Annotated in this window: 22 protein-coding genes; 15 read left to right on the forward strand and 7 right to left on the reverse strand. The window is 74.2% G+C overall.

The window, feature by feature from the left end:
- Positions 1–2: 2 nt before the first annotated feature.
- Both FHU33_RS05945 and FHU33_RS05950 read right to left on the reverse strand, forming a co-directional pair.
- Positions 3–635 (reverse strand): DUF3515 domain-containing protein, encoded by a 633-nt coding sequence (locus FHU33_RS05945; RefSeq protein WP_142024517.1) that lies wholly within the window; start codon positions 633–635, stop codon positions 3–5.
- Positions 636–869, reverse strand: coding sequence for an Lrp/AsnC family transcriptional regulator (locus FHU33_RS05950; RefSeq protein ID WP_116453110.1), 234 nt, complete (start codon positions 867–869; stop codon positions 636–638).
- A gap of 108 nt (positions 870–977) precedes the next feature.
- On the opposite strand from FHU33_RS05950, the gene FHU33_RS05955 reads away from it, so the two are divergent.
- From FHU33_RS05955 to FHU33_RS05965, 3 genes are read left to right on the forward strand one after another with little or no spacing between them, the layout of a single operon-like run.
- Positions 978–2018, forward strand: coding sequence for a thiamine-phosphate kinase (locus tag FHU33_RS05955; RefSeq protein WP_142024518.1), 1041 nt, complete (start codon positions 978–980; stop codon positions 2016–2018).
- Positions 2002–2586, forward strand: coding sequence for a GNAT family N-acetyltransferase (locus FHU33_RS05960; RefSeq protein WP_142024519.1), 585 nt, complete (start codon positions 2002–2004; stop codon positions 2584–2586). The genes FHU33_RS05955 and FHU33_RS05960 overlap by 17 nt, the downstream gene beginning before the upstream one ends.
- Positions 2574–3203 carry a cytidylate kinase-like family protein gene (locus FHU33_RS05965; protein WP_142024520.1) on the forward strand — a complete coding sequence of 210 codons (630 nt, stop codon included), beginning with the start codon at positions 2574–2576 and terminating at the stop codon, positions 3201–3203. Before FHU33_RS05960 ends, FHU33_RS05965 begins: the two co-directional genes overlap by 13 nt.
- Positions 3204–3338: 135 nt before the next feature.
- Here FHU33_RS05965 and FHU33_RS05970 read toward each other — a convergent pair whose 3' ends face one another.
- Both FHU33_RS05970 and rpmB read right to left on the reverse strand, forming a co-directional pair.
- Entirely contained in the window at positions 3339–3953 is a 615-nt protein-coding gene (locus FHU33_RS05970; protein WP_246063309.1) for an MOSC domain-containing protein, read from the reverse strand.
- 7 nt (positions 3954–3960) lie between these two features.
- Entirely contained in the window at positions 3961–4323 is a 363-nt protein-coding gene (rpmB, locus tag FHU33_RS26460; protein WP_425456759.1) for a 50S ribosomal protein L28, read from the reverse strand.
- Positions 4324–4338: 15 nt separating this feature from the next.
- Between rpmB and FHU33_RS05980 the strand changes: the two genes are divergently transcribed.
- The 12 genes from FHU33_RS05980 to smc all read left to right on the forward strand — a co-directional run bounded on the left by FHU33_RS05980 (position 4339) and on the right by smc (position 16864).
- Complete coding sequence (locus FHU33_RS05980) at positions 4339–5958, forward strand: DAK2 domain-containing protein (RefSeq protein WP_142024521.1); 1620 nt, start codon at positions 4339–4341, stop codon at positions 5956–5958.
- A gap of 19 nt (positions 5959–5977) precedes the next feature.
- Positions 5978–8179: an ATP-dependent DNA helicase RecG gene (gene recG / locus FHU33_RS05985; RefSeq protein ID WP_142024522.1), complete on the forward strand. Its 2202-nt coding sequence runs from the start codon at positions 5978–5980 to the stop codon at positions 8177–8179.
- A 1-nt stretch (position 8180) separates the two neighbouring features.
- Positions 8181–8735 carry a 16S rRNA (guanine(966)-N(2))-methyltransferase RsmD gene (gene rsmD / locus FHU33_RS05990; protein WP_142024523.1) on the forward strand — a complete coding sequence of 185 codons (555 nt, stop codon included), beginning with the start codon at positions 8181–8183 and terminating at the stop codon, positions 8733–8735.
- Positions 8732–9217: a pantetheine-phosphate adenylyltransferase gene (coaD, locus tag FHU33_RS05995; protein WP_142024524.1), complete on the forward strand. Its 486-nt coding sequence runs from the start codon at positions 8732–8734 to the stop codon at positions 9215–9217. Before rsmD ends, coaD begins: the two co-directional genes overlap by 4 nt.
- A 31-nt stretch (positions 9218–9248) precedes the next feature.
- Positions 9249–9938 carry a hypothetical protein gene (locus tag FHU33_RS06000; RefSeq protein WP_142024525.1) on the forward strand — a complete coding sequence of 230 codons (690 nt, stop codon included), beginning with the start codon at positions 9249–9251 and terminating at the stop codon, positions 9936–9938.
- A gap of 181 nt (positions 9939–10119) precedes the next feature.
- A complete protein-coding gene (locus FHU33_RS06005; protein WP_142024526.1) occupies positions 10120–10758 on the forward strand; it encodes a YceD family protein in 639 nt (212 codons plus the stop codon).
- Between the two features lie 2 nt (positions 10759–10760).
- Positions 10761–10940, forward strand: coding sequence for a 50S ribosomal protein L32 (rpmF, locus tag FHU33_RS06010; RefSeq protein WP_092196382.1), 180 nt, complete (start codon positions 10761–10763; stop codon positions 10938–10940).
- A 25-nt stretch (positions 10941–10965) separates the two neighbouring features.
- Positions 10966–11703, forward strand: coding sequence for a ribonuclease III (gene rnc, locus FHU33_RS06015; RefSeq protein WP_246063314.1), 738 nt, complete (start codon positions 10966–10968; stop codon positions 11701–11703).
- Between the two features lie 4 nt (positions 11704–11707).
- Positions 11708–12613 carry a bifunctional DNA-formamidopyrimidine glycosylase/DNA-(apurinic or apyrimidinic site) lyase gene (gene mutM, locus FHU33_RS06020; RefSeq protein ID WP_142024528.1) on the forward strand — a complete coding sequence of 302 codons (906 nt, stop codon included), beginning with the start codon at positions 11708–11710 and terminating at the stop codon, positions 12611–12613.
- Positions 12610–12879, forward strand: a complete 270-nt coding sequence (locus FHU33_RS06025) for an acylphosphatase (RefSeq protein WP_142024529.1) — start codon at positions 12610–12612, stop codon at positions 12877–12879. Before mutM ends, FHU33_RS06025 begins: the two co-directional genes overlap by 4 nt.
- Before the next feature lie 149 nt (positions 12880–13028).
- Positions 13029–13220 carry a hypothetical protein gene (locus tag FHU33_RS06030; protein ID WP_142024530.1) on the forward strand — a complete coding sequence of 64 codons (192 nt, stop codon included), beginning with the start codon at positions 13029–13031 and terminating at the stop codon, positions 13218–13220.
- Positions 13221–13297: 77 nt separating this feature from the next.
- Positions 13298–16864 (forward strand): chromosome segregation protein SMC, encoded by a 3567-nt coding sequence (smc, locus tag FHU33_RS06035; RefSeq protein WP_142024531.1) that lies wholly within the window; start codon positions 13298–13300, stop codon positions 16862–16864.
- Positions 16865–16916: 52 nt separating this feature from the next.
- On the opposite strand, the gene FHU33_RS06040 is transcribed toward smc, so the two are convergent.
- From FHU33_RS06040 to FHU33_RS06050, 3 genes are all read right to left on the reverse strand, one after another.
- Positions 16917–18185, reverse strand: coding sequence for an IS30 family transposase (locus FHU33_RS06040; RefSeq protein WP_211355014.1), 1269 nt, complete (start codon positions 18183–18185; stop codon positions 16917–16919).
- Positions 18186–18267: 82 nt separating this feature from the next.
- Positions 18268–19083, reverse strand: coding sequence for an endonuclease/exonuclease/phosphatase family protein (locus FHU33_RS06045; protein ID WP_142024532.1), 816 nt, complete (start codon positions 19081–19083; stop codon positions 18268–18270).
- Between the two features lie 12 nt (positions 19084–19095).
- Entirely contained in the window at positions 19096–20769 is a 1674-nt protein-coding gene (locus tag FHU33_RS06050) for an alkaline phosphatase D family protein (RefSeq protein WP_142024533.1), read from the reverse strand.
- Positions 20770–20779: the final 10 nt, after the last annotated feature.

Here is a 20779-nt window from a genome sequence, read left to right on the forward strand (position 1 = left end):
CGTCAGTCGCCGGGGTCGGGCTCCCGGTAGGGCAGCGCGGCGGCGATCTGCGGGGTGAGCGCGGTGACCGGGGCGCTGTCCACCTCGGGCGGCAGGGTGATCTCGACGTACACCGGCCGGTCGACCGTCGTCCACACCGTGGCGTCCGGATCGGAGGTGTCCACGTACCACTGGACGCCGTTGATCTGGATCGCGGACACCCCGGCGACGTAGTCCTCGGGCCGGTCCACACCGCAGACGAGCACGATCGGGGGCTCGCCCCAGGCGTAGGCGTTGAGCGTGTCGGAATCCACGCGCCGGGAGGTCTCGCCGGCCAGCTCGAACGGCAGCGAGCCCATCAGCGCCGGGCAGGAGGCCTCGGCCTCGGGGGTCACCGGCGGCACGTCGACGGGGAGGATCGGCAGGTCCTCCCGGGGCGCCGGTGCGCCGCCCTCGACGGCGGCCGGTCCGTGCCCGGAGTGGTCACCGTCGTCGGCGGCGTCGGAGCTCCCGAGGACGTTCACCACGACGACCAGTGCGACGACGAGGGGAACCAGGACGGCGGTCGCGATCAGCGCGAGACGCCGCAACGGGTCCTGCGGCGGCGCCCCCGGGGCCGGGGTGTCCTCGGTCGGGGGAGGGACGTCAGGAGGCACTCAGATGTTCACGACCGGGCAGGTGAGCGTCCGGGTGATCCCGTCGACCGACTGGACCCGGGCCACGACCAGGCGGCCGAGCTCGTCGACCGAGTCGGCCTCGGCCCGGACGATGACGTCGTAGGGGCCGGTGACATCCTCGGCCTTGGTCACCCCGTCGATCTCGCTGATCGTCGCTGCCACCTGGGCGGCCTTGCCGACTTCGGTCTGGATGAGGATGTAGGCGTGGACCACGGGAGCCCCCTCTTCGGGCAACACTGCCTCGGGCAACACTGCCGGTTCGTCGTCCCCGCCGGGCGGCGGTCAGTTCGCCGAACCTACCTCAGCACCGGAAGGGAACCGATGACTCGCCCTCGCCCGCTCGTCCCCAAGGGCGACCCCGCCGACACCGTGAAGGTGGTCGGGGAGTTCGGGGTGATCGACCGCGTGCTCGCCCAGGCCGGCACCGCACGGGCGGCGCAGGTGGGACCCGGGGACGACGCCGCGGTCCTCCGCACCCCGGACCGGCGGGTGGTCGCGACCACCGACGTCCTCGTGGAGGGCCGGCACTTCCGGCGCGACTGGTCGTCGGCCGAGGACATCGGGCACAAGGCGGCGGCGGCCAACCTGGCCGACGTCGCCGCCATGGGCGGGGTGGCGACGGCGCTGCTGGTGGGCCTCGCCTGTCCCTCGTCCACCCAGACGGCCTGGCTGGAGGGCGTGGCGGCGGGCCTGGCGGCGGAGTGCGCCCCGCTGGGTGCGGCCGTGGTGGGCGGCGACCTGGTGGCCTCGGCCGCCGACAGCGCGTCCGTCGTCCTCTCGGTGACCGCGCTGGGGGACCTCGGTGGGCGGGCTCCCGTCCTGCGCTCGGGCGCCCGGTCCGGGGACGTCGTCGCGCTGGCCGGCCGCCTCGGCTGGTCGGCCTGCGGTCTCGCCGTCCTGCGCCGGGGGTTCAGCAGCCCGATCGCGGTGGTGGCCGCGCACCGTCGGCCCACCCCGCCGTACGCGGCCGGCCCGGGGGCGGCCGAGGCCGGGGCGACCGCGATGTGCGACGTCAGCGACGGCCTGCTCGCCGATCTCGGCCACATCGCCGCCGCCAGCGCGGCCGTCGTCGACGTGGACCGGGCGGCGCTGGTGCGGGCCTGCCTGGAGCCGGCCGGGCCGCTGCAGCAGGTCGGCTCGGCGCTGGGGGTGGATCCGCTGGCCTGGGTGCTCACCGGGGGCGAGGACCATGCCCTCGTGGCCACCTTCCCGGCACGCACGCCGCTGCCGGTGGGCTGGACGCCGATCGGCGTGGTGCGCAAGAGCGGCCGCAAGCAGGGCGTGCTGGTGGACGGCGAGCCGGCCGCGGACGTCGTCCGGGCGGTCGGGGCGGAGGGAGCGGGTCATGTGCACTTCAGCTAGCAGGGCCACGTCGGCCGAGCGGCCGGCTACGGCGGGGCGGTCCTTCCGGACGGAAGGCGAGCTACGGGACGGGACGGCGGCGACCCTGCGGGCGCTGCCCTACGACGACCCGTTGGCGCAGTACCTGGTGGAGGCCGTCCAGCAGGAGTACGTGCAGCGCTACGGCGGACGGGACGCGGCCGTGGTGGACCCTGCGGAGTTCCTCCCGCCGCGCGGGATCTTCCTCGTCGTCGAGGTGGACGGCGTCCCGGCCGGGTGCGGTGCCTGGCGGGCGCTGCCGTCGGGGGCGGCCGAGATCAAGCGGGTGTACGTCGAGCCGGCCTTCCGGCGGCGCGGCGTCGCCCGGCTGGTCGTCGCCGCGCTGGAGGAGGGCGCGGCGGCGGCGGGACACCGGCAGGTGGTGCTCAACTCCGGCCGGGAGCAACCCGAGGCGCTGACGCTCTACGCCGCGCTGGGCTACCGGCCGGTGCCCGGCTACGGCGTGTACGCGTGCGCGCCTGATGCCGTCTTCCTGGGCCGGTCGCTGACCACGGCGAGCGAGCAGGAGGAGCCGTCGTGGGCGTCGTGACGATCTCGGCGGCCTACGGGGCGGCCGGGGCCGAGGTGGCGCCGGCCGTGGCGCGCCGGCTCGGGTTGCCCTTCCACGACCGGGCGATCCCGGCCCAGGTCGCGGGACGGCTCGGCGTGCCGGTCGAGGAGGCCGAGGCCAACGACGAGACGGTGGTGCGGGGACTCTGGCGGCTGGTGGCGTCGCTCGGCACCATGCCCGACCCCGTCGGCGGCGTCCTGCCGGCGTCCGCGCTGCCCGACGCGCGGACCTACCGGGAGCAGACCGAGCGGGTGCTGGCCGAGATCGCCTCCGGGAACGGGGGAGTGGTCCTGGGCCGGGCCGGGGCGATGGTGCTCCGCGACCGGCCGGACGTCCTGCACGTGCGCCTCGACGGGCCGCGCGACCGCAGGTTCCAGGCGGCCGTCGCGCGGTCGGGGCGCCCGCCGGAGGAGGTGCGCCGGGAGATGGAGATGAACGACCGCTCCCGCGAGGCCTACGTGCGGCACTTCTACCGCTGTGACCCGGCGTCGCCGCGGCACTACCACCTGGTCGTCGACGGGACTGCGCTGCCGGTGGAGACGGTGGTCGACCTCGTGGTGACGGCGGCGCGAGCGCGAGGGATCGGCGCGAGCTGAACTGCGCGAGCCGGTCGAGCCCGTGGTGGCACGGCGGCGTCGCGCATGGCCCCCCTCTTGCGGTGGTCCCTCCGCGCTTGCGGCGCTGCACCGCCGCAAGAGCGGATGAAGCACCGCAAGACCTTGTCGACTGCGCTAGACGCGATCGAGGGCTACGTGCGGGCCGGCCGGTCGTCGGACGGCGATCGCGGCGCCCGGCCGGACGGTCCCGCCGGTGATCACCACTGCCATGACACCGGCCTTGCGCACCACGCTCCCGTCGGCGGCACGGCCGACGACCTCCTTCAGCAGACCGGGACGGAAGTCCTCGATCTGCCGACACGGATTGCGCAGGCCGGTCAGCTCCACCACGGCGTGCTCGCCCAGTCGCAGGCGGGTCGCGCGCGGCAGGGACAGGAGATCGAGGTCGCTGGTCATGACGTTCTCGCCGAGCTGACCCGGCTCGACCTCGAAGCCGGCCGCGGCCAGCTCCGCGAGCAGTTCCGCCGGGATCAGGTGCACCTGCCGCAGGTTGGGCTGCGTCGGATCGACGGCGACGCGGGATCGGTGCTGGACGGTCGTGCCGGCATGTGCGTCACCCTCCACCCCGAGACCGGCGACGAGCCGGATCTCGGCGGCGGGCTGCTTGCTGAAGCGGTGTACGACGTCCCGGGACACCGCGATGACACGAGGACGGGTGCCGACGGCCTCGGGCGCACGCGAAGAAGCCCGGAGGTGGGTGACCTCCGGGCTTCCCTGACTCAGGTTCACGCCTCGATCAGGCGCGCACGACCTTGCCGGCGCGGATGCACGACGTGCACGCGTTGATCCGGCGACGGTTGCCGGGGGCGATCAGCGCCCGCACGGACTGGATGTTCGGGTTCCACCGGCGCGGCGTGCGGCGGTGCGAGTGCGACACCGACATACCGAAACCGGGGCCCTTGCCACACACATCGCACACGGCAGCCACGGTTGAATCACTCCCAGAGAATCGTTCACAGACGGCGGGGCAAGGCAGCACCCGCAGCAAGACCGTCCAGCAGTCTAACCGCTCGCGACGGGCCGTGTCGCCAGGCCCCTCCGCGGTTCGCCCGGCACGGAGGGGCGATCCCGTCTGACGACCGGTCCTGTCGGTTCCCACAGGTACCCTCCGGCCGTGGTGGAGGCGCTGGACGACGCCGCGGTCGGGCAGTGGTACCGGACCGCGGTCGAGGTCCTGTCCGAGTCCCGCGGCCGGCTGGACGACCTCAACGTCTTTCCCGTGCCCGACGGCGACACCGGCACCAATCTCCTCCTCACCGCCCGGGCGGCCGTGGCGGCGCTCGACGCCGAGCAACGGCGCACGACCGAGTCCGCGTGGTCGGTCCTCGCCCGCGGGGCCGTCCTCGGCGCCCGTGGCAACTCCGGCACGATCCTCGCCCAGCTGTTGCGCGGCCTGGCCGACCAGCTCGCCGGGCAGGCCCCCGCTGACGGTCCCGTCTTCGCGGCCGCGCTGCAGAAAGCGGCCGACACCGCGTACGGCGCGGTGGCCGATCCGGAGGAAGGCACCTTCCTCACCGTCGCGCGCGCCGCGGGTGAGGCCGCCGTCGCGGCGGTCGACGCGGGGCGGACGGCGCTCGCCGACGTCGTCCGTGCCGCTGCCGACGGCGCCCGGGTCGCCCTCGAGGCAACCCCCTCCCAGCTGGCAGTCCTGCGCGAGGCCGGTGTGGTCGACGCCGGCGGCGCCGGCCTCTGCCTGGTCCTCGACGCCCTGGTGACGACGGTGACCGGCGTGGAGCCGGCGCGCCCGCCGCTGGCCCGCCGCGACCGGTTCGACAAGCGGGGCCACAAGCACTCGGGGGAACACCTCCCGCACGCACCGCCGGCCGGTCCGGGCAGCGAGGTGCAGTTCCTGCTGGCCGACGCCGACGAGGAGTCCGTGGCCCGCCTGCACGAGCGTCTGGCCGGCCTCGGCGACAGCCTCGTCGTCGTGGGTGTCGACACCCCGACCGGCCGGGAGTGGAACGTCCACGTCCACGTCGCCGACGTCGGCGCCGCCATCGAGGCCGGCATCGAGGCCGGCCGGCCGTACCGGATCTCGGTGACCCCGCTCGCTCCCGTCCAGCCCAGCGCCCCGGTCCCCGGCACCCGGGCGGTGGTGGCCGTCGTCTCCAGCGAGGGGCTGGCCGGGTTGTTCGGCGGCGAGGGCGTCCGGGTCGTCACCTGCGGCCCCGACGGCGTGCGGGAGGACGACGTCCTGGAGGAGGTCCTCGGCTCCGCCGCCCACGAGGTGGTGCTGCTGCCGAACGACCCCGAGCTGATCCCCATCGCCGCACGCGCCGCGACCCGTGCGCGCGAGGCCGGGCGGGACGTCGGCGTCATCCCGACGAGGTCGCCGGTGCAGGCACTGGCCGCGATCGCGGTGTCCGACCCCGCGCGCCGGTTCGGTGACGACGTGATCGCGATGGCCGAGGCCGCGGCCGCGACCCGCTGGGCCGAGGTCACCGTCGCCGAGCAGGAGGCCCTGACGTCGGCCGGTCTGTGCCAGGCCGGTGACGCGCTCGGCTCCGCCGAGGGCGACGTGGTGGTCGTCGGCAGGGAGCTGGCCGCCGTCGCGTGCGAGCTCCTCGACCGGCTGCTGTCGGCCGGTGGCGAGATGGCGACGCTGCTCGTGGGCGAGGACGACCAGCTCGGCGACACCGTCTGCCGGCACCTCGCCACGGCCCACCCCACCATCGAGGTGAGCCGGTACGGGGGCGGCCCCGGCCACATCCCCCTGCAGGTCGGCGTCGAGTGACGGACGGGAGGGCGGTTCTGTGGCGGTGACCCTCGAGACGCCGCTCGCCCGGGTGCTGGGGCCCAAGACGGCGACGAGCATGGCCGAGCAGCTCTCCCTGCACACCGTGCGGGACCTCCTGCGCCACTACCCCCGCCGCTACGCCCGCCGGGGGGAGCAGGCCGACCTGGCCGACGTCCAGGTCGGAGACCGCGTCACGGTCGTGGCCCAGGTCCGCAGCGTCACCACCCGCCCGATGCGCAACCGCAGGGGGAGCCTCACGGAGGTCGTCGTCGGTGACGGCAGCGGCCGGATGAAGCTGGTGTTCTTCAACCACCGGCACACCAAGCTCGCGGTGAACGCCTGGGGGATGTTCGCCGGCACGGTGGGGGAGTACCGCGGCGAGAAGCAGTTCGCCCACCCGGACATGCACCTGCTCGACGGCGACAACAGCGACGACGACTGGGCCCGGGCGCTCATCCCGATCTACCCGGCGACCAAGGACGTCTCGAGCTGGGTGATCCAGAAGTCGCTGAAGCTGCTGCTCGGTCCGCAGGCGAACCTCGCCGGCCTGGTCGAGGACCCGCTGCCCGAGGAGATCCGGACCCGGCACGGCATCCTGCCGCTCGCCGCCGCCCTGCTCGACATCCACCGCCCCACGACGATGGACGACGTCGAGCGCGCCGCCCACCGGCTGAAGTGGGACGAGGCGCTGACCCTGCAGCTGACCCTCGCCGCCCGCCGCCGGGCCGCGGCACTCGAACCCGGGACGGCCCGCCCGCGGCGCCCGGCCGGGCTGCTCGACGCCGTCGACGCCGCCCTGCCGTTCGCCCTCACCGAGGGGCAGCGGGCCGTGGGGGAGGAGCTCGCCGCCGAGCTCGACCGCGACCAGCCCATGCATCGGCTGCTGCAGGGCGAGGTCGGCTCCGGCAAGACCGTCGTCGCCCTGCGCGCCATGGCCCAGGTGGTGGACGCCGGCGGCCAGGCCGCCCTGCTGGCACCCACCGAGGTGCTGGCCGCGCAGCACGCCCGCGGCATCCGGGAGCTTCTCGGTCCGCTCGGCCGGGCCGGGGAGCTCGACGGCGACCCGTCCGGCACGCGGGTCACCCTGCTCACCGGCTCGCTCAAGGCGGCCGCGAAGCGGCAGGCCCGCGCGGAGGTCGCCGAGGGCCGTGCGGGCATCGTCGTCGGGACGCACGCCCTGCTGCAGGAGGGCGTGGAGTTCGCCGACCTCGGGCTGGTGGTGGTCGACGAGCAGCACCGGTTCGGCGTCGAGCAGCGTGACGCCCTGCGGGCCAAGGGCAGCCGGCCGCCGCACGTCCTGGTCATGACCGCCACGCCCATCCCGCGCACCGTCGCCATGACCGTCTACGGCGACCTGGAGATCTCCACGCTGCGTCAGCTGCCCAGCGGGCGCGGCGGGGTGTCGAGCTCGGTCGTGCCGGTGAGGGAGAAATCGAACTGGCTCGACCGCGCCTGGGAGCGGCTGCGCGAAGAGGTCGCCGCCGGCCGGCAGGCCTACGTCGTCTGTCCGCGGATCGGTGACGAGGCCGATTCCCCGGCGAGGGCCGACGACGAGCCCGACGACGTCGACGGCGCCCCCGAGGAGGAGTCGCGGAGCGACCGGCGCCCGCCCCTGGCCGTCCTCGACGTCGCCGAAGGCCTGCGCAGCGGCTCGCTGGCCGGACTCCGGCTCGACGTCCTGCACGGCCGGCTGACCGCGGAGGAGAAGGACGCCCGGATGCGTGCCTTCGGCGCCCGCGAGATCGACGTCCTCGTGGCGACGACGGTGGTCGAGGTCGGCGTCGACGTCCCCAACGCCACGGTCATGGTCGTCATGGACGCCGACCGGTTCGGGGTCAGCCAGCTGCACCAGCTCCGCGGCCGGGTCGCCCGTGGCAAGCACCCCGGTCTCTGCCTGCTGGTCACCGATGCGCCGTCCGCCTCGCCGACCGGCCAGCGGCTGGCGGCCGTCGCGGCCACCTCCGACGGCTTCGAGATGGCCCGGCTCGATCTGGAGACCCGGCGCGAGGGCGACATCCTGGGCGCGGCCCAGTCCGGCCGCCGGTCGGGGGTACGGCTGCTGTCACTGCTGGCGGACGAAGAGCTGATCGCCGCCGCGCGAGCCGAGGCTACGGCGCTGCTGGAGACCGAACGCGGCCTGGCCGACCACCCCGGTCTCGCCGCCGAGGTGGCCCGGCTGGCCACCGACGAGCGCGCGGACTACCTGGAGAAGGCCTGAGATGACACGGATCGTCTCGGGGGTCGCCGGAGGACGCCGTCTCAAGGTGCCGCGCACGGGGGTGCGGCCCACCGGTGACCGAGCCCGCGAGGCGCTGTTCAACTCCCTCAGCCACCTGGTCGACCTGCACGGCGCCGCGGTGCTCGATCTGTACGCGGGATCGGGCGCCCTCGGACTCGAAGCGCTGTCCAGAGGTGCGGCGAGCGTCGTCTTCGTGGAGAACGGGCAGGGCGTGCTGCCGGTCCTCAAGGAGAACCTTGCCGCCGTGGGTCTCCCGGGCGGCCGGGTGGTCACCGGCTCGGTGCCCGGCGTCGTGGCCGGCGCGGCGCCGGCGCGGTTCGACGTCGTCCTCGCCGACCCGCCCTACGCCACACCGGTCGAGGAGGTGCTCGGCGTGCTCGAGGCGCTGGTGAGCGGCGGCTGGCTGGCGCCGGAGGCGGTGCTGGTGGTCGAGCGGAGCAGCCGCGAGCAGCCCTGGGAGTGGCCGACACCGCTGATCGGGTTGCGCGACCGCCGCTACGGAGAGGCTCAGCTCCGGTACGGTCGCTCCCCGTGAGGCGTGCTGTCTGCCCGGGGTCCTTCGACCCGGTGACCAACGGGCACGTCGACGTCATCACCCGGGCCGCCGGCCTCTACGACGAGCTCGTCGTCGCCGTCCTGGTCAACCCCGGCAAGGCCGGGCTGTTCACCGTCGCCGAGCGCATGGAGCTGCTCCGCGAGGCGGTCGCCGACCTCCCCAACGTGACCGTGGACAGCTTCGAGGGGCTGCTCGTCGACTACTGCCGCGCCCACGAGATCCCGGTGATCGTCAAGGGCCTGCGCGCGGTGAGCGATTTCGAGTACGAGCTGCAGATGGCGCAGATGAACCGCGAGCTGGCGGCGGTCGAGACGCTGTTCGTCCCGACCGCCCCGCAGGTGGGCCATCTCTCCTCGAGCCTGGTCAAGCAGATCGCGAAGTTCGGCGGCGACGTCTCCCGGCTGGTGCCGAAGGCCGTCGACGACCGGTTGCGCGAGGGCGCGCGGCGGGAGGGCACGTGACCGAGCTCGCGAGGGCACGCGGAGACAGAGCATGACGGAGGTCGTCTACCGGCTGTACGAGACCGTCGACGAGCTGACGACGGTCATCGAGAACGCCCGCAGCGTCCCGATGTCGGCGTCCTGCATGGTGCCTCGTGACCACCTGCTCGACCTGCTCGACGACCTGCGGGAGTCGCTGCCCGAGGATGTGCAGGCGGCCGGCGCGATCGTGGAGCAGCGCACCGAGATCCTGCAGCAGGCCCAGGCCGAGGCCGAGCGGCTCACCGGCCGGACCCGCGGCGAGAGCGAGCAGTTGCTCTCCTCGGCCCGGCGCCAGCGCGACGAGCTGCTGGGCACCGCCCGCCGTCAGCGCGACGAGCTGCTCGCCCAGGCCCAGGCCGACGCCGAGGACATCGTCGCCGAAGCCGAGGCCGAGGCCGAGCGGCTGGTCGCCGAGGCCGTGGCCCACCGCGAGGCCGTGCTCGCCGACGCCCAGGGGCAGCACGCCGGAATCATCCAGGCGGCGCACGCCGAGCACGAGCGGCTGATCACCGAGACCGAGGTCTACCGCGGTGCCGTCTCCCGCGCCGACGAGCTCGGCGCCCAGGCGCACACCGAGGCCGCCCGCACCCGTGCCGAGGTGGACCAGTACGTCGACAGCCGCCTCGCGGACTTCGAGTCGACCCTCGAGCACATGCTGCTGTCGGTGGAGAAGGCCCGGACGACGTTGCGCGAACCCTGAAAGGACCCTCTTCTTCCCGCCGTTCGCAGGCTCACGGCGGGACCCTGAAGGGGGGCACCTCGGGGCCCGCCAGCCCGGTCCGGGGATCGGGTAGTCTCGACTCCTGGTCCGACCGCCGGTGGTTCCCTGCACGAGGTGGTCCCGGCCGGCCCTTTCCCCACTGCCTACCGCGAGTACTGACATGTCTGCCGCTTCTCCGTCCCGCTCCGGCGCCGCGTCCCCCGACGCCCGGCGCCCCGCAGCCAACCCCTGGCGCGTGGACCTCCGGGAACTCGGCCGTCGCGCGGGATCGATGCAGGAGCTCGACCGGACCGCCCCCACGCCCGAGGACTGGCGGGTGGAGCTGATCGGCGTCCCCGCCGGCACCGAGGTGCACCTGCGGCTGCGGCTGGAGTCGGTCATGGAGGGCGTGCTCGTCACCGGCGAGATCGACGCCCCGGTCACCGGCTCCTGCGCCCGCTGCCTCGAGCCGATCGAGGACACCCTCTCGCTCGACGTCCAGGAGCTCTACGCCTACGAGGGCAGCACCACCGAGGCGACCAGCGAGGAGGACGAGGTCCGTCGCATCGAGGGCGACCACCTCGACCTCGAGGCGCTGGCCCGCGACACCGTCGTCCTGGCGCTGCCGCTGGCCCCGGTCTGCACCGAGGACTGCGCGGGACTCTGCGCCGGCTGCGGCCAGCGCCTCGACGACCTGCCCGCCGACCACGCGCACGAGATCGTCGACGCCCGCTGGGCCGGTCTCGCCGCCAAGTTCGGCGCCACCCCCACTTCCTCGCCGGGCGCCCCCGGCGAGAGCCCCACCACTGAGGAGAACTGACCGTGGCTGTCCCGAAGCGGAAGATGTCCCGCGCCAACACCCGTTCGCGCCGCTCGATGTGGAAGGCCACCGCGCCGACCCTCTCGCCGTGCCCGAACCGCGCCTGCGGCGAGCTCAAGCCCCCGCACCAGGCGTGCCCGACCTGCGGCCAGTACGACGGTCGCCAGGTCCTCTCGGTCTGAGCCGACTGCCCTGAGTCGCTCCGTCGTGGCCGGCGCCGACCCGCTCGCGCCGGGTGGGAAGGCGCACGCCGAGCTCGCTGCCCGCTGGCTGCACGACGCCCTCGGCGTCGAGCTGCCCGGCGGGCTGCTCGGGCTGGCGTTGACCCACCGGTCGTTCGCGTACGAGAACGGTGGTCTGCCCACCAACGAGCGCCTGGAGTTCCTGGGCGACTCGGTGCTCGGCCTGGTCGTCACCGACGAGCTCTACCGCAGCCAGCCGGACCTGCCCGAGGGCCAGCTGGCCAAGCTGCGTGCCTCCGTGGTCAACATGACCTCCCTCGCCGGCGTCGCCCGGCGGCTCGGGGACGGCGGCATCGGTCCGCACCTCCTGCTCGGCCGGGGTGAGGAGACCACCGGCGGCCGGGAGAAGGACTCGATCCTCGCCGACGCCCTGGAGGCGCTGATCGGCGCGATCCACCTCGGCTGCGGCCTGGACGACGCCGCGGCCATCGTCCACCGGCTGTTCGACCCGATGCTGGTCGAGGCCGCGACGCGCGGCGCCGGCCTGGACTGGAAGACCAGCCTCCAGGAGCTGGGTGCCGCCCGCGGCCTGGGCGCCCCCAGCTACCGGGTCGAGGACGAGGGCCCCGACCACGCCAAGACCTTCGCCGCCTCGGTGCTCCTCGCCGGCACCGTCTACGGGCAGGGCAACGGCCGGACCAAGAAGGCCGCCGAGCAGGAGGCCGCCGAGGCGGCCTGGCGGGCGCTCACGCCGGAGGTCTGAGGGCGTGCCGGAGCTTCCCGAGGTCGAGGTGGTCCGGCGGGGCCTGGAGCAGTGGGTCGCCGGGCGCACGGTGGCCACGGTGGAGGTGCACCACCCGCGTGCGGTGCGCCGGCACCTCGAGGGCGCCGAGCACTTCGTCGCGGCGCTGACCGGTCGCACGCTCGCCGCCGCTCACCGCCGCGGCAAGTACCTGTGGCTGCCGGTGGCCGAGCCCGACGGGGCGCCGTCGGGCCGGGCGCTGGTCGCGCACCTGGGCATGAGCGGGCAGCTGCTGGTGGAGAAGCGCAACCAGCCCGACGAGACGCATCTGCGCGCCCGGTTCACCTTCACCGACGGCGGCCGGGAGCTGCGCTTCGTTGACCAGCGCACGTTCGGCGGGCTGGCGGTGGAGGAGAGCGGAGCCGACGGCGCCATCCCACCGCGTCTCGCGCACATCGCGATCGACCCGCTCGACGGCGCGTTCGACGTCGACGCCTTCTCCGCCGCGCTCCGGCGGCGCCGCACCGAGGTCAAGCGGGCCCTGCTGGACCAGACCCTCATCGGTGGCGTCGGCAACATCTACGCCGACGAGGCGCTGTGGCGGGCCCGTCTGCACGGTGCCCGGCCGACGGACAAGCTGACCCGCGGGCAGGTCACCGACCTGCTCGACGGTGTCCGGGACGTGCTGGGGGAGGCCCTCGCCCAGGGCGGTACGTCGTTCGACTCGCTGTACGTCGACGTCAACGGGCAGAGCGGCTACTTCTCCCGGTTCCTCGCCGTCTACGGCCAGGCCGACCGGCCCTGCCCCCGGTGCGGGACACCCATCCGCCGGGAGTCGTTCATGAACCGCTCCAGCTACAGCTGCCCGCAGTGCCAGCCGTCCCCGCGGACCCGGCGGAAGTCGGCAGAGTCCGGAGTGCGGCGGTCATGACCCGGCGGGCGGTGGCCCTGGTGTCCGGGCGCGTGCAGGGCGTGGGCTACCGCTGGTTCGTCCGCGGACTGGCGGAGGCCGCCGGGCTGGTGGGCTTCGCGCGCAACCTCTCCGACGGCCGCGTCGAGGTGGCACTCGAGGGCGACCACGACGCCGTGGCCGATGCGCTGGCCGCGCTCGACGGGCCTCGCGCGCCCGGCGTGGTGACCGCTGTGGACGTACGGGACGAAGCCGCGCGAGGCGGGTCGGCGTTCACCACAGAGTGACGAACGCTACATCCCCCCGACACGGGGAGTAGGCAGTTCTCGCGTTGACCAGCGTGTCCGGGCCTGTCACCCTGGGGATACCACAGCTCGCGCCGACCGTCACCCGGGGCGCCGGGCTCACCTCCTCGCTCGGAAAGGCCCTTGCAGTCATGGCCAAGGCCCTGTTCGGTCACGTCGTAGCACCCGCGGAACTCCGAGTAGTCGAGGAGAACGCGATCCTGCGGGCCAAGGTGCGTCGGCTGGAACAGGAACTCGACGAGCTCCGCGCCCAGCGGGACGCCGCCATCGCCCACGAGCTGCTCTCGATGGCCGGCGACAACGCCGAGCCCGCCCTGGCCTGAACCCTTCCGTCACACCGCCCCCAGACGCCCCTGAGTTGCGGGGCGCGGGTCGTTCCAGCGACTAGGGTGCCTGTTTCGTGCACCTCTCCAGCCTGACGCTCAAGGGCTTCAAGTCCTTCGCGTCCGCCACCACCCTGCGGCTGGAGCCCGGGATCACCGCCGTCGTCGGCCCCAACGGGTCGGGCAAGTCCAACGTCGTCGACGCCATCGCCTGGGTCCTGGGCGAGCAGGGCGCGAAGAGCCTCCGCGGCGGCAAGATGGAGGACGTCATCTTCGCCGGCACCGCCGGCCGCCCCGCCCTGGGGCGGGCCGAGGTGACCCTCACGATCGACAACTCCGACGGCGCGCTGTCCATCGAGTACACCGAGGTGTCGATCACCCGCCGCATGTACCGCTCCGGTGAGAGCGAGTACGAGATCAACGGCGACAAGGTGCGCCTGCTCGACGTCCAGGAGCTGCTCAGCGACTCCGGCATCGGCCGGGAGATGCACGTCATCGTCGGCCAGGGACAGCTCGACGCCGTCCTCTCCGGCCGTCCCGAGGACCGCCGCGCCTTCATCGAGGAAGCCGCGGGAGTCCTCAAGCACCGCAAGCGCAAGGAGAAGGCCCTCCGCAAGCTCGAGGGGATGACGCACAACCTCGACCGGCTCGGGGACCTCACCGTCGAGCTCCGGCGCCAGCTCAAGCCACTGGGCCGTCAGGCCGAGGTGGCCCGCCGCGCCGCGGGTGTGCAGGCCGACCTCCGGGACGCCCGGCTGCGGCTGCTGGCCGACGACCTGGTCCAGCTCCGCGACTCCCTGGACAAGGACGTCGCCGACGAGACCGCCGCCCGCGAGCGCCGGGCCGTCGTCGAGCGCGATCTCTCCGCGGTCTCCCGCCGCGAGGCCGAACTCGAGGCGTCGCTTGCCGCGAGTGCGCCGCGCCTGCAGGCAGCCTCGGAGACCTGGTACCGGCTCTCCGCGCTCGGCGAGCGGTTCCGCGGCGTGGCGTCCCTCGCGGCGGAGCGGCACCGTCACCTGTCGGCCGCCGCGCCGGCGGCCGCCCCCGGCCGCGATCCCGACCACCTGGACGCCGAGGCCGACCGCGTCGAGGCGGCCGAGGCCGAGCTTGCCGCCGGCCTGGAGAGCGAGCGCAGCCGGCTGGCCGCCGTCGTCGCCCGGCGCGGAGAGCTGGAGACCACGCTCGCGGCGGAGGAGCGCGCCTGGGTCGCGGCGGCCCGCGCCCTGGCCGACCGCCGGGAAGGCCTGGCGCGGCTCTCCGGCGAGGTCGCCGCGGCGCGTTCCCGGGTCGCGGCCGGCCAGGCCGAGATCGAGCGGCTCACCCTGGCCGCCGGCGAGGCCGCCGACCGCGCCGAGGTCGCCGCCGAGCGGCTCGCCGAGCGACGGGAGTCGGTGGCCGACCAGCAGGACGGCGACGTCGCCCTGGTGACCGCGCACGAGGAGGCCGTCGCCGCGCACGCGGCCGCTGCCCGGCTGGTCACCGAGCTCACCGAGGCCGAGCGGGCCGCCGAGCGGGACCGGGCCTCGTGGCAGGCGCGCAGGGACGCCCTGGCCCAGGGCCTCACGCCGGTGGACGGCGCGGCCGCCGTCCTCGCTTCGGGTCTGGCCGGCGTGCTCGGCCCGCTGGCCGACCGGCTGACCGTGCGGGCCGGCGACGAGGTGGCCGTCGCCGCGGCGCTGGGCGGGATGGCGGACGCCGTCGTCGTCTCCGGGATCTCCGAGGCCGCCGCCGCGCTCGCGCACCTGAAGGGCACCGACGGCGGGCGCGCGGGTCTGCTGGTCACCGGCGGCCTGCCGCCGGTCCCGCGGGACGGCTGGCCGGCGCTGCCCCAGGACGCACGGTGGGCCCTCGACGTCGTCGAGGCGTCCGAGGAGCTGCGGCCCGCGCTGGCGCGCGCGCTGGAGCGGGTCGCCCTGGTGCCCGACCTGGACGCCGCCGTCGCGCTGGTCGGGGCGCACCCCCGGGTGCGCGCCGTGACCGCCGCCGGTGATCTCGTGGGCGCCGACTGGGCGGTCGGCGGGCAGACCGACGCACCGTCGAACCTCGTCGTCCGCGCGCGGGTGGACGAGGCGGAGGCGGAGTTGAGAGCCGCCGAGGCGCGGGCTACGTCGCTCGCCGAGGAGCTCGCCGCCGCACGCGAGGCCGCCACCCAGCGGTCGGCCGACGTCGATTCGGCTCTCGTCGCCCGCCAGGCTTCCGACCGCTCGCGCTCGGCGGTGGCCGCCGTGCTGGCCGAGCTGGGCGCTGCCGGGCGGTCCGCCGAGGCGGAGGCCGAGCGCTCGCTGGCCGCCCGGGTCCGTGCCGAGCAGGCGCTGGAACAGGTGGTGTCCGGTCTGACCGGGCTGGAGCAGCGGCTGGCCGAGGCCCAGGCCGCCCCGGTGGAGGAGGAGCCCTCCACGGAGGCACGCGACCGCCTGCGGGCAGAGGTCGCCGCGGCCCGGCAGGCCGAGACCGAGGCGCGGCTGGCGGTCCGTACCGCCGAGGAGCGGGCGCGCGCACTGCACGGCCGTGCGGAGTCGCTGCGCCGGCAGGCGCGGCAGGAACGGGCCGCCCGCGACCGGGCGGCAGCTGCCCGCGTGGCCCGGGAGCAGGGGGCTCGGGTGGCCGCCCGTGTGCGGGCCGATGCGGAGACGGCGCTCGCTGCGCTCGCGACCTCGCTGGCCCGCGCGGCCGCGGAGCGGGACGCGCTCGCGTCCGCGCGGAGCTCGTCGGAGGCCGAGTTGCTGGAGGTGCGGGCGCGGGTCCGCTCGGCCACGGCTGAGCTGGACCGCCTGACCGACGAGGTGCACCGCGACGAGGTGGCCCGCGCGGAGCAGCGGCTGCGCATCGAGGCGCTCGAGGGACGTGCCGCCGAGGAGTACGGCGTGGACCTGCCGACGTTGCTCGGGGAGTACGGCCCCGCGGCGCCAGTGCCGCCCACGCCGCAGCAGGTCGCCGCGGCCGAAGCGGCGGGGGAGCCCGAGCCCGAGCCGGCCCCCTACGACCGGGCCGTCCAGGAACGCCGGGCCGCCCAGGCCGAGCGCGACCTCGCCACCCTGGGCAAGGTGAACCCGTTGGCGCTGGAGGAGTTCGCCGCCCTGGAGGAGCGGCACGCCTTCCTGGCCACCCAGCTCGAGGACCTCAAGAACACCCGCCGCGACCTGCTCACCGTCGTCCGGGAGGTCGACGAACGGATCCACGACGTCTTCGCCGCCGCCTTCGCCGACGTCGCCCGCGAGTTCGAGGGTGTCTTCGCGACCCTCTTCCCGGGTGGCTCCGGCCGGCTGGTGCTCACCGAGCCCGACAGCATGCTCACCACGGGCATCGAGGTCGAGGCCAGGCCGCCCGGCAAGAAGGTCAAGCGGCTGTCGCTGCTCTCCGGTGGCGAGCGGTCGCTGACCGCCGTCGCCCTGCTCGTGGCCATCTTCCGGGCCCGGCCGTCACCGTTCTACGTCCTCGACGAGGTCGAAGCGGCCCTGGACGACGTCAACCTCGGCCGGCTGCTCACCCTGATCGAGCAGCTCCGGTCGACGTCGCAGCTGATCGTCATCACCCACCAGAAGCGGACGATGGAGATCGCCGACGCCCTCTACGGCGTGAGCATGCGCGGCGACGGCATCACCGGCGTCATCAGCCAGCGCCTGCGCGAGCTCGAGACCGCCTGACCCCACCGCCCAAGGCATAGGAAGCTATGCATACGGATTCGCGCCGGCGGATTCAACTGGTCGTCGCAACACCAGCTTGTTGATCTTCGGAGAGTAGCTGGGCGAAGGCTTCGGCGGGGGTCTTGAAGCCGAGGGTCTTGCGGGGTCGGCCGTTGAGTCGGGTCTCGATGGCCTCGAGGTCGGCGATGGTGTGCACCGAGAGGTCGGTGCCCTTGGGCAGGTACTGGCGGAGCAGGCCGTTGGTGTTCTCGTTGGTGCCGCGCTGCCAGGGGCTGTGCGGATCGCAGAAGTAGATCGGCAGGTCGGCCGCGATGGTGATCTCGGTGTGCCTGGCCAACTCGATGCCCTGGTCCCAGGTCAGCGAGCGGCGCAGATGTACCGGCAGCGTGGCGATTTTGGTGGTGATGGCGTCGCGGACGGCTTCGGCACCGTGATCGGCCGGCAGGTGCAGGAGCATGGTGAACCGGGTGGTGCGCTCGACCAGGGTGCCGACCGCCGAGCCGCTGTCCTTGCCGACCATCAGGTCGCCTTCGAAGTGGCCGGGTACGGCGCGGTCGTCGGCCTCGGCGGGCCGCTCGGAGATCATGACTTTGTCCTTGATCCGTTCCCGGCGGCCATCGACACGACGGCGGGGCTTACGCAGCGCCCGCCCGGTGCGCAGGTGCTTGGTCAGCTCCCGGTTCAGCCCACCGCGGCCCTGGACGAACAGGGCCTGGTAGATCGCCTCATGTGAGATGCGCATCCGTTCATCGTCGAGGAAATCCACGACCAGACGGCCGGTGATCTGCTCGGGGCTCCAGCCCTCCTTCAACTGCCGCTGCACGTAGGCCTGCAGCTCGGGGAACTCGGCGATCTTGCTCGGCTTCGGGCGGCGGCCCCGCGCCTCGGCCTTGGCTTGCGCCGGCGCGGCCCGATAGCGCAGCCGTGGGCGCCGTCCCGGGCCCTGAGTCCCCGGCGCCGGCCCGGGGCGGTGCCGCTGGCCGACGGGCAGCGGCGGACGCCGCGGATAGCCCTCGAGTCGATTGCGGCGCAGCTCGCGGGAGACCGTCGAGGGATGCCGGCCGATCTCGCGGGCGATGTCGGCCTGCGGCCAGCCCTCGGCCCAGCACAGGTCGATCGTCTCCCGCTCGGCCACGGTCAGGAATCGGTCGCTGGGCTCGGTCAATGCCATCGGCGCCATGCCGCCACCGTCGCGGAACCACCGCTGCCCAGTGTCGGCCGACACGCCGACCGCTTCCGCCGCCTGCTCCGTCGCCGATCCCGCAGCGATCAGCCGCCAGAACCTGCGCTCGATCTCCTTCGGCATCCGCGGACGCCCCATCGACACCACCCCACTTCACCGCGGGGTGTTGCATCGACTCCTTGAACCCAAGGCCCGGATCCACACGAAAAGCTTCCTTTGCCTAGACCCCCGACGGAATCAGCAGGTCGACCACGAGCGGCAGGTGGTCGGAGGCGCCGTCGGCGTCGAGGACCCGTGCGGTGGCGACGGCGATGCCCGACGACACCCAGGCCTGGTCGATGCGACGGTGCGGGGCGCGCGCGGGATGCGTGTGCCCCTCGTCGCGCTGCCAGAAGCGCCAGCCGGCCTGGTCATCGCGGTCCTCGGCCAGCTCCCACGCGTCGGTGAACCGCTGCCTCAGCGGGTCCAGCTCCGGCGCGTCGGGGCGTGCGTTGAAGTCGCCCACCAGGACGCCGGCGGCCATGTCCTCGGTGTGCAGGGCGGCCAGCGCCGTCACCTGCTCGGCCCGCTCCTCGGGGGACCGGGTGGTGAGGTGGGTCGCGGTCACCCACAGCGTGCTGCCGTCCAGTTCCAGCATCGTCCGGAGGGCGCTGCGCGGTTCGCCGCTGCCGGGGAGCCGGTGAACGTCACTGACCAGGATCGGCAACCGGGACAGCAGCGCGTTGCCGTACTGACGCGGCGGCCGGGCACCGGGCCGTGGTTCGTCGATCGCCGGGCCCCAGGCCAGCTGCATGTCCAGCGCCCGCGAGAGGAGCAGCGCCTGGTCGACGTCCTCGCTGCGGTCGCCGAAGTGGCGGTCGACCTCCTGGAGGCAGATCACGTCGGCGTCCGCCGATGCCAGCAGCGTGGCCAACCGCGGCAGGTCGTGCCGGGCGTCGTCGCCGACGCCGTGGTGGGTGTTGAAGGTGACCAGCCGGACGGGGACGGGCGGCTGGTCGGGACCAGGGGCGGGCCGCACCCCGTGCGCACCAGTCATGCGCCCAGCCTGTCACCCGTCCGACAGCGGGCTGTCGAGCACCTGCCGCAGGCGCTCGTCGCCCTTCTCCGACACCGACAGCAGGAACCGGGCCTCCCGGCCGTCGAGCACCAGCTCGCCGATCTGGTTGCCGAAGAACGGCCCGGCGTTCTTGTCCCACTCCAGCGCGGTCGACTCGGCCTGGACCCACCGGGCCAACCGCTCGGTCAGCCGTCGTGCCCTCCTGCTCCAGCCGATCTTGAAGCCGACGCGGATGGGGTGCGGAGCCTGGTTGTGCAGCGGGGAGACGGTGAGCTGGTGCACGCGGGTGATCAGGTCGCTCGGCTCCACCAGTTCCGCGGCGTAGGCATGGTGGACGTCGCCGGAGAGCACCAGCGTCGTGGACGGCGCCCGGCCGTGCTCGCCCCGCGCCACCCGCGTGACCGCCTCGCCCAGCCGGTCGAAGGAGTGCCCGAACGCCGCCCAGTGCTCGAGGTCGGACGTCTGGCGCACGACCTCGGAGATCCGCCCACGCCACCGGCCGTGGTGTCGCACGTTGAGGGTCTCGTTCCACCGCTCCAGGTTGTGGATGGCGTGCGGCAGCAACCACGGCAGGGAGGTGCCGAGGATCAGGTGCTCCACGCCCTCGTCCACGGCGCGGCGCATCGCCGCCTCGACCCAGGCGAACTCGTCCTCGTCGAGCATCCGGCGGTGCTGCTCCTCGAGGACCCGGCCGGCCCGGGTGTCGACCATGATCAGCCGCGCGTCGCCCCAGTGCCGCACGAAGCTCCACCGGATCGTGGCCGGTTCGGCATCGGCCAGTTCGGCCATCTCGCGCAGCATCGGCTCGGCGTCCCGGGTGAGGTCGTCGGCGCTCATGCCCAGGATCGCCTGCCAGGTCTTGTTCTCCGCCAGTTCCTGCGGGCTGAGGTTGCCCAGGTGCTGGTAGACCCAGTAGCTGACCAGGCCGCCGATGATGCGACCCTGCCACCAGGGCTGCCGGGTGATCTTCTCCCGCCACGCGGCCGAGGTGTTCCAGTCGTCGATCATCTCGTGGTCGTCGAAGATCATCGACGACGGGATCGTCGACAGCAGCCACCGCACCTGCGGGTCCCGCCAGGACTCGAAGTACAGCCGCGTGTACTCCTCGAAGTCCGCGACCTGACCGCCCGGGGACTGATTCCTCATCCGGCCGTCGCGCCGGCGGTGCAGCAGCGACTTCGTGTGCTTCGTGAGCTCGTCGGCGTAGACCTGATCGCCCAGGAGGACCAGCGCGTCGGGCCACCGGTCCTCCGGCAGCGCCGCCACCTGGCTCGCGTACAGGTCCAGGGCGTCCGGCGGGATGCCCTCGGAGGCCTCGACGGTGCGCGGGCTGGCGTAGCGGCAGGAGCCGAAGGCCAGCCGGAACGGCCCGGGATGCCCCGGCGTCCGGATGCGGCTGGCCGGGAACGCCGAGTCCTCGGGCGGCCACACCCGGACGTCGTCCAGCCGGACCTCGTAGGGCGTCGTGCTGCCGGGCTCGAGGTCCTCCACGACGACCAGGGCGTAGTGGTGACCGCCGACGCAGAAGGTCCGTGCCGTCCGGCCGAGGACGTCGACCTGGCAGGGGCGGTCGGTCTCGACCCACACGGTGGCGGAGACGGGGTCCACGTGCCGTAGCAGCGGGCCGAGCAGGAGCTCCGGTGAGGACCGGTCGGGGACGGACATGCACCCAGCC

Origin of the sequence: Blastococcus colisei, from assembly GCF_006717095.1 — a bacterium.
Taxonomy (GTDB): Bacteria; Actinomycetota; Actinomycetes; order Mycobacteriales; family Geodermatophilaceae; genus Blastococcus_B; species Blastococcus_B colisei.

Bases quoted from the DNA above. Each gene is read 5' to 3' on its own strand.
- FHU33_RS06050 (WP_142024533.1), bottom strand. From the start codon at position 20,769: ATGTCCGTCCCCGACCGGTCCTCACCGGAGCTCCTGCTCGGCCCGCTG.
- rsmD (WP_142024523.1), top strand. From the start codon at position 8,181: ATGACACGGATCGTCTCGGGGGTCGCCGGAGGACGCCGTCTCAAGGTG.
- FHU33_RS06040 (WP_211355014.1), bottom strand. From the start codon at position 18,185: ATGGGGCGTCCGCGGATGCCGAAGGAGATCGAGCGCAGGTTCTGGCGG.
- FHU33_RS06025 (WP_142024529.1), top strand. From the start codon at position 12,610: ATGACCCGGCGGGCGGTGGCCCTGGTGTCCGGGCGCGTGCAGGGCGTG.
- FHU33_RS05960 (WP_142024519.1), top strand. From the start codon at position 2,002: ATGTGCACTTCAGCTAGCAGGGCCACGTCGGCCGAGCGGCCGGCTACG.
- FHU33_RS06030 (WP_142024530.1), top strand. From the start codon at position 13,029: ATGGCCAAGGCCCTGTTCGGTCACGTCGTAGCACCCGCGGAACTCCGA.
- FHU33_RS06005 (WP_142024526.1), top strand. From the start codon at position 10,120: ATGTCTGCCGCTTCTCCGTCCCGCTCCGGCGCCGCGTCCCCCGACGCC.
- FHU33_RS05955 (WP_142024518.1), top strand. From the start codon at position 978: ATGACTCGCCCTCGCCCGCTCGTCCCCAAGGGCGACCCCGCCGACACC.
- FHU33_RS06000 (WP_142024525.1), top strand. From the start codon at position 9,249: ATGACGGAGGTCGTCTACCGGCTGTACGAGACCGTCGACGAGCTGACG.
- FHU33_RS06045 (WP_142024532.1), bottom strand. From the start codon at position 19,083: ATGACTGGTGCGCACGGGGTGCGGCCCGCCCCTGGTCCCGACCAGCCG.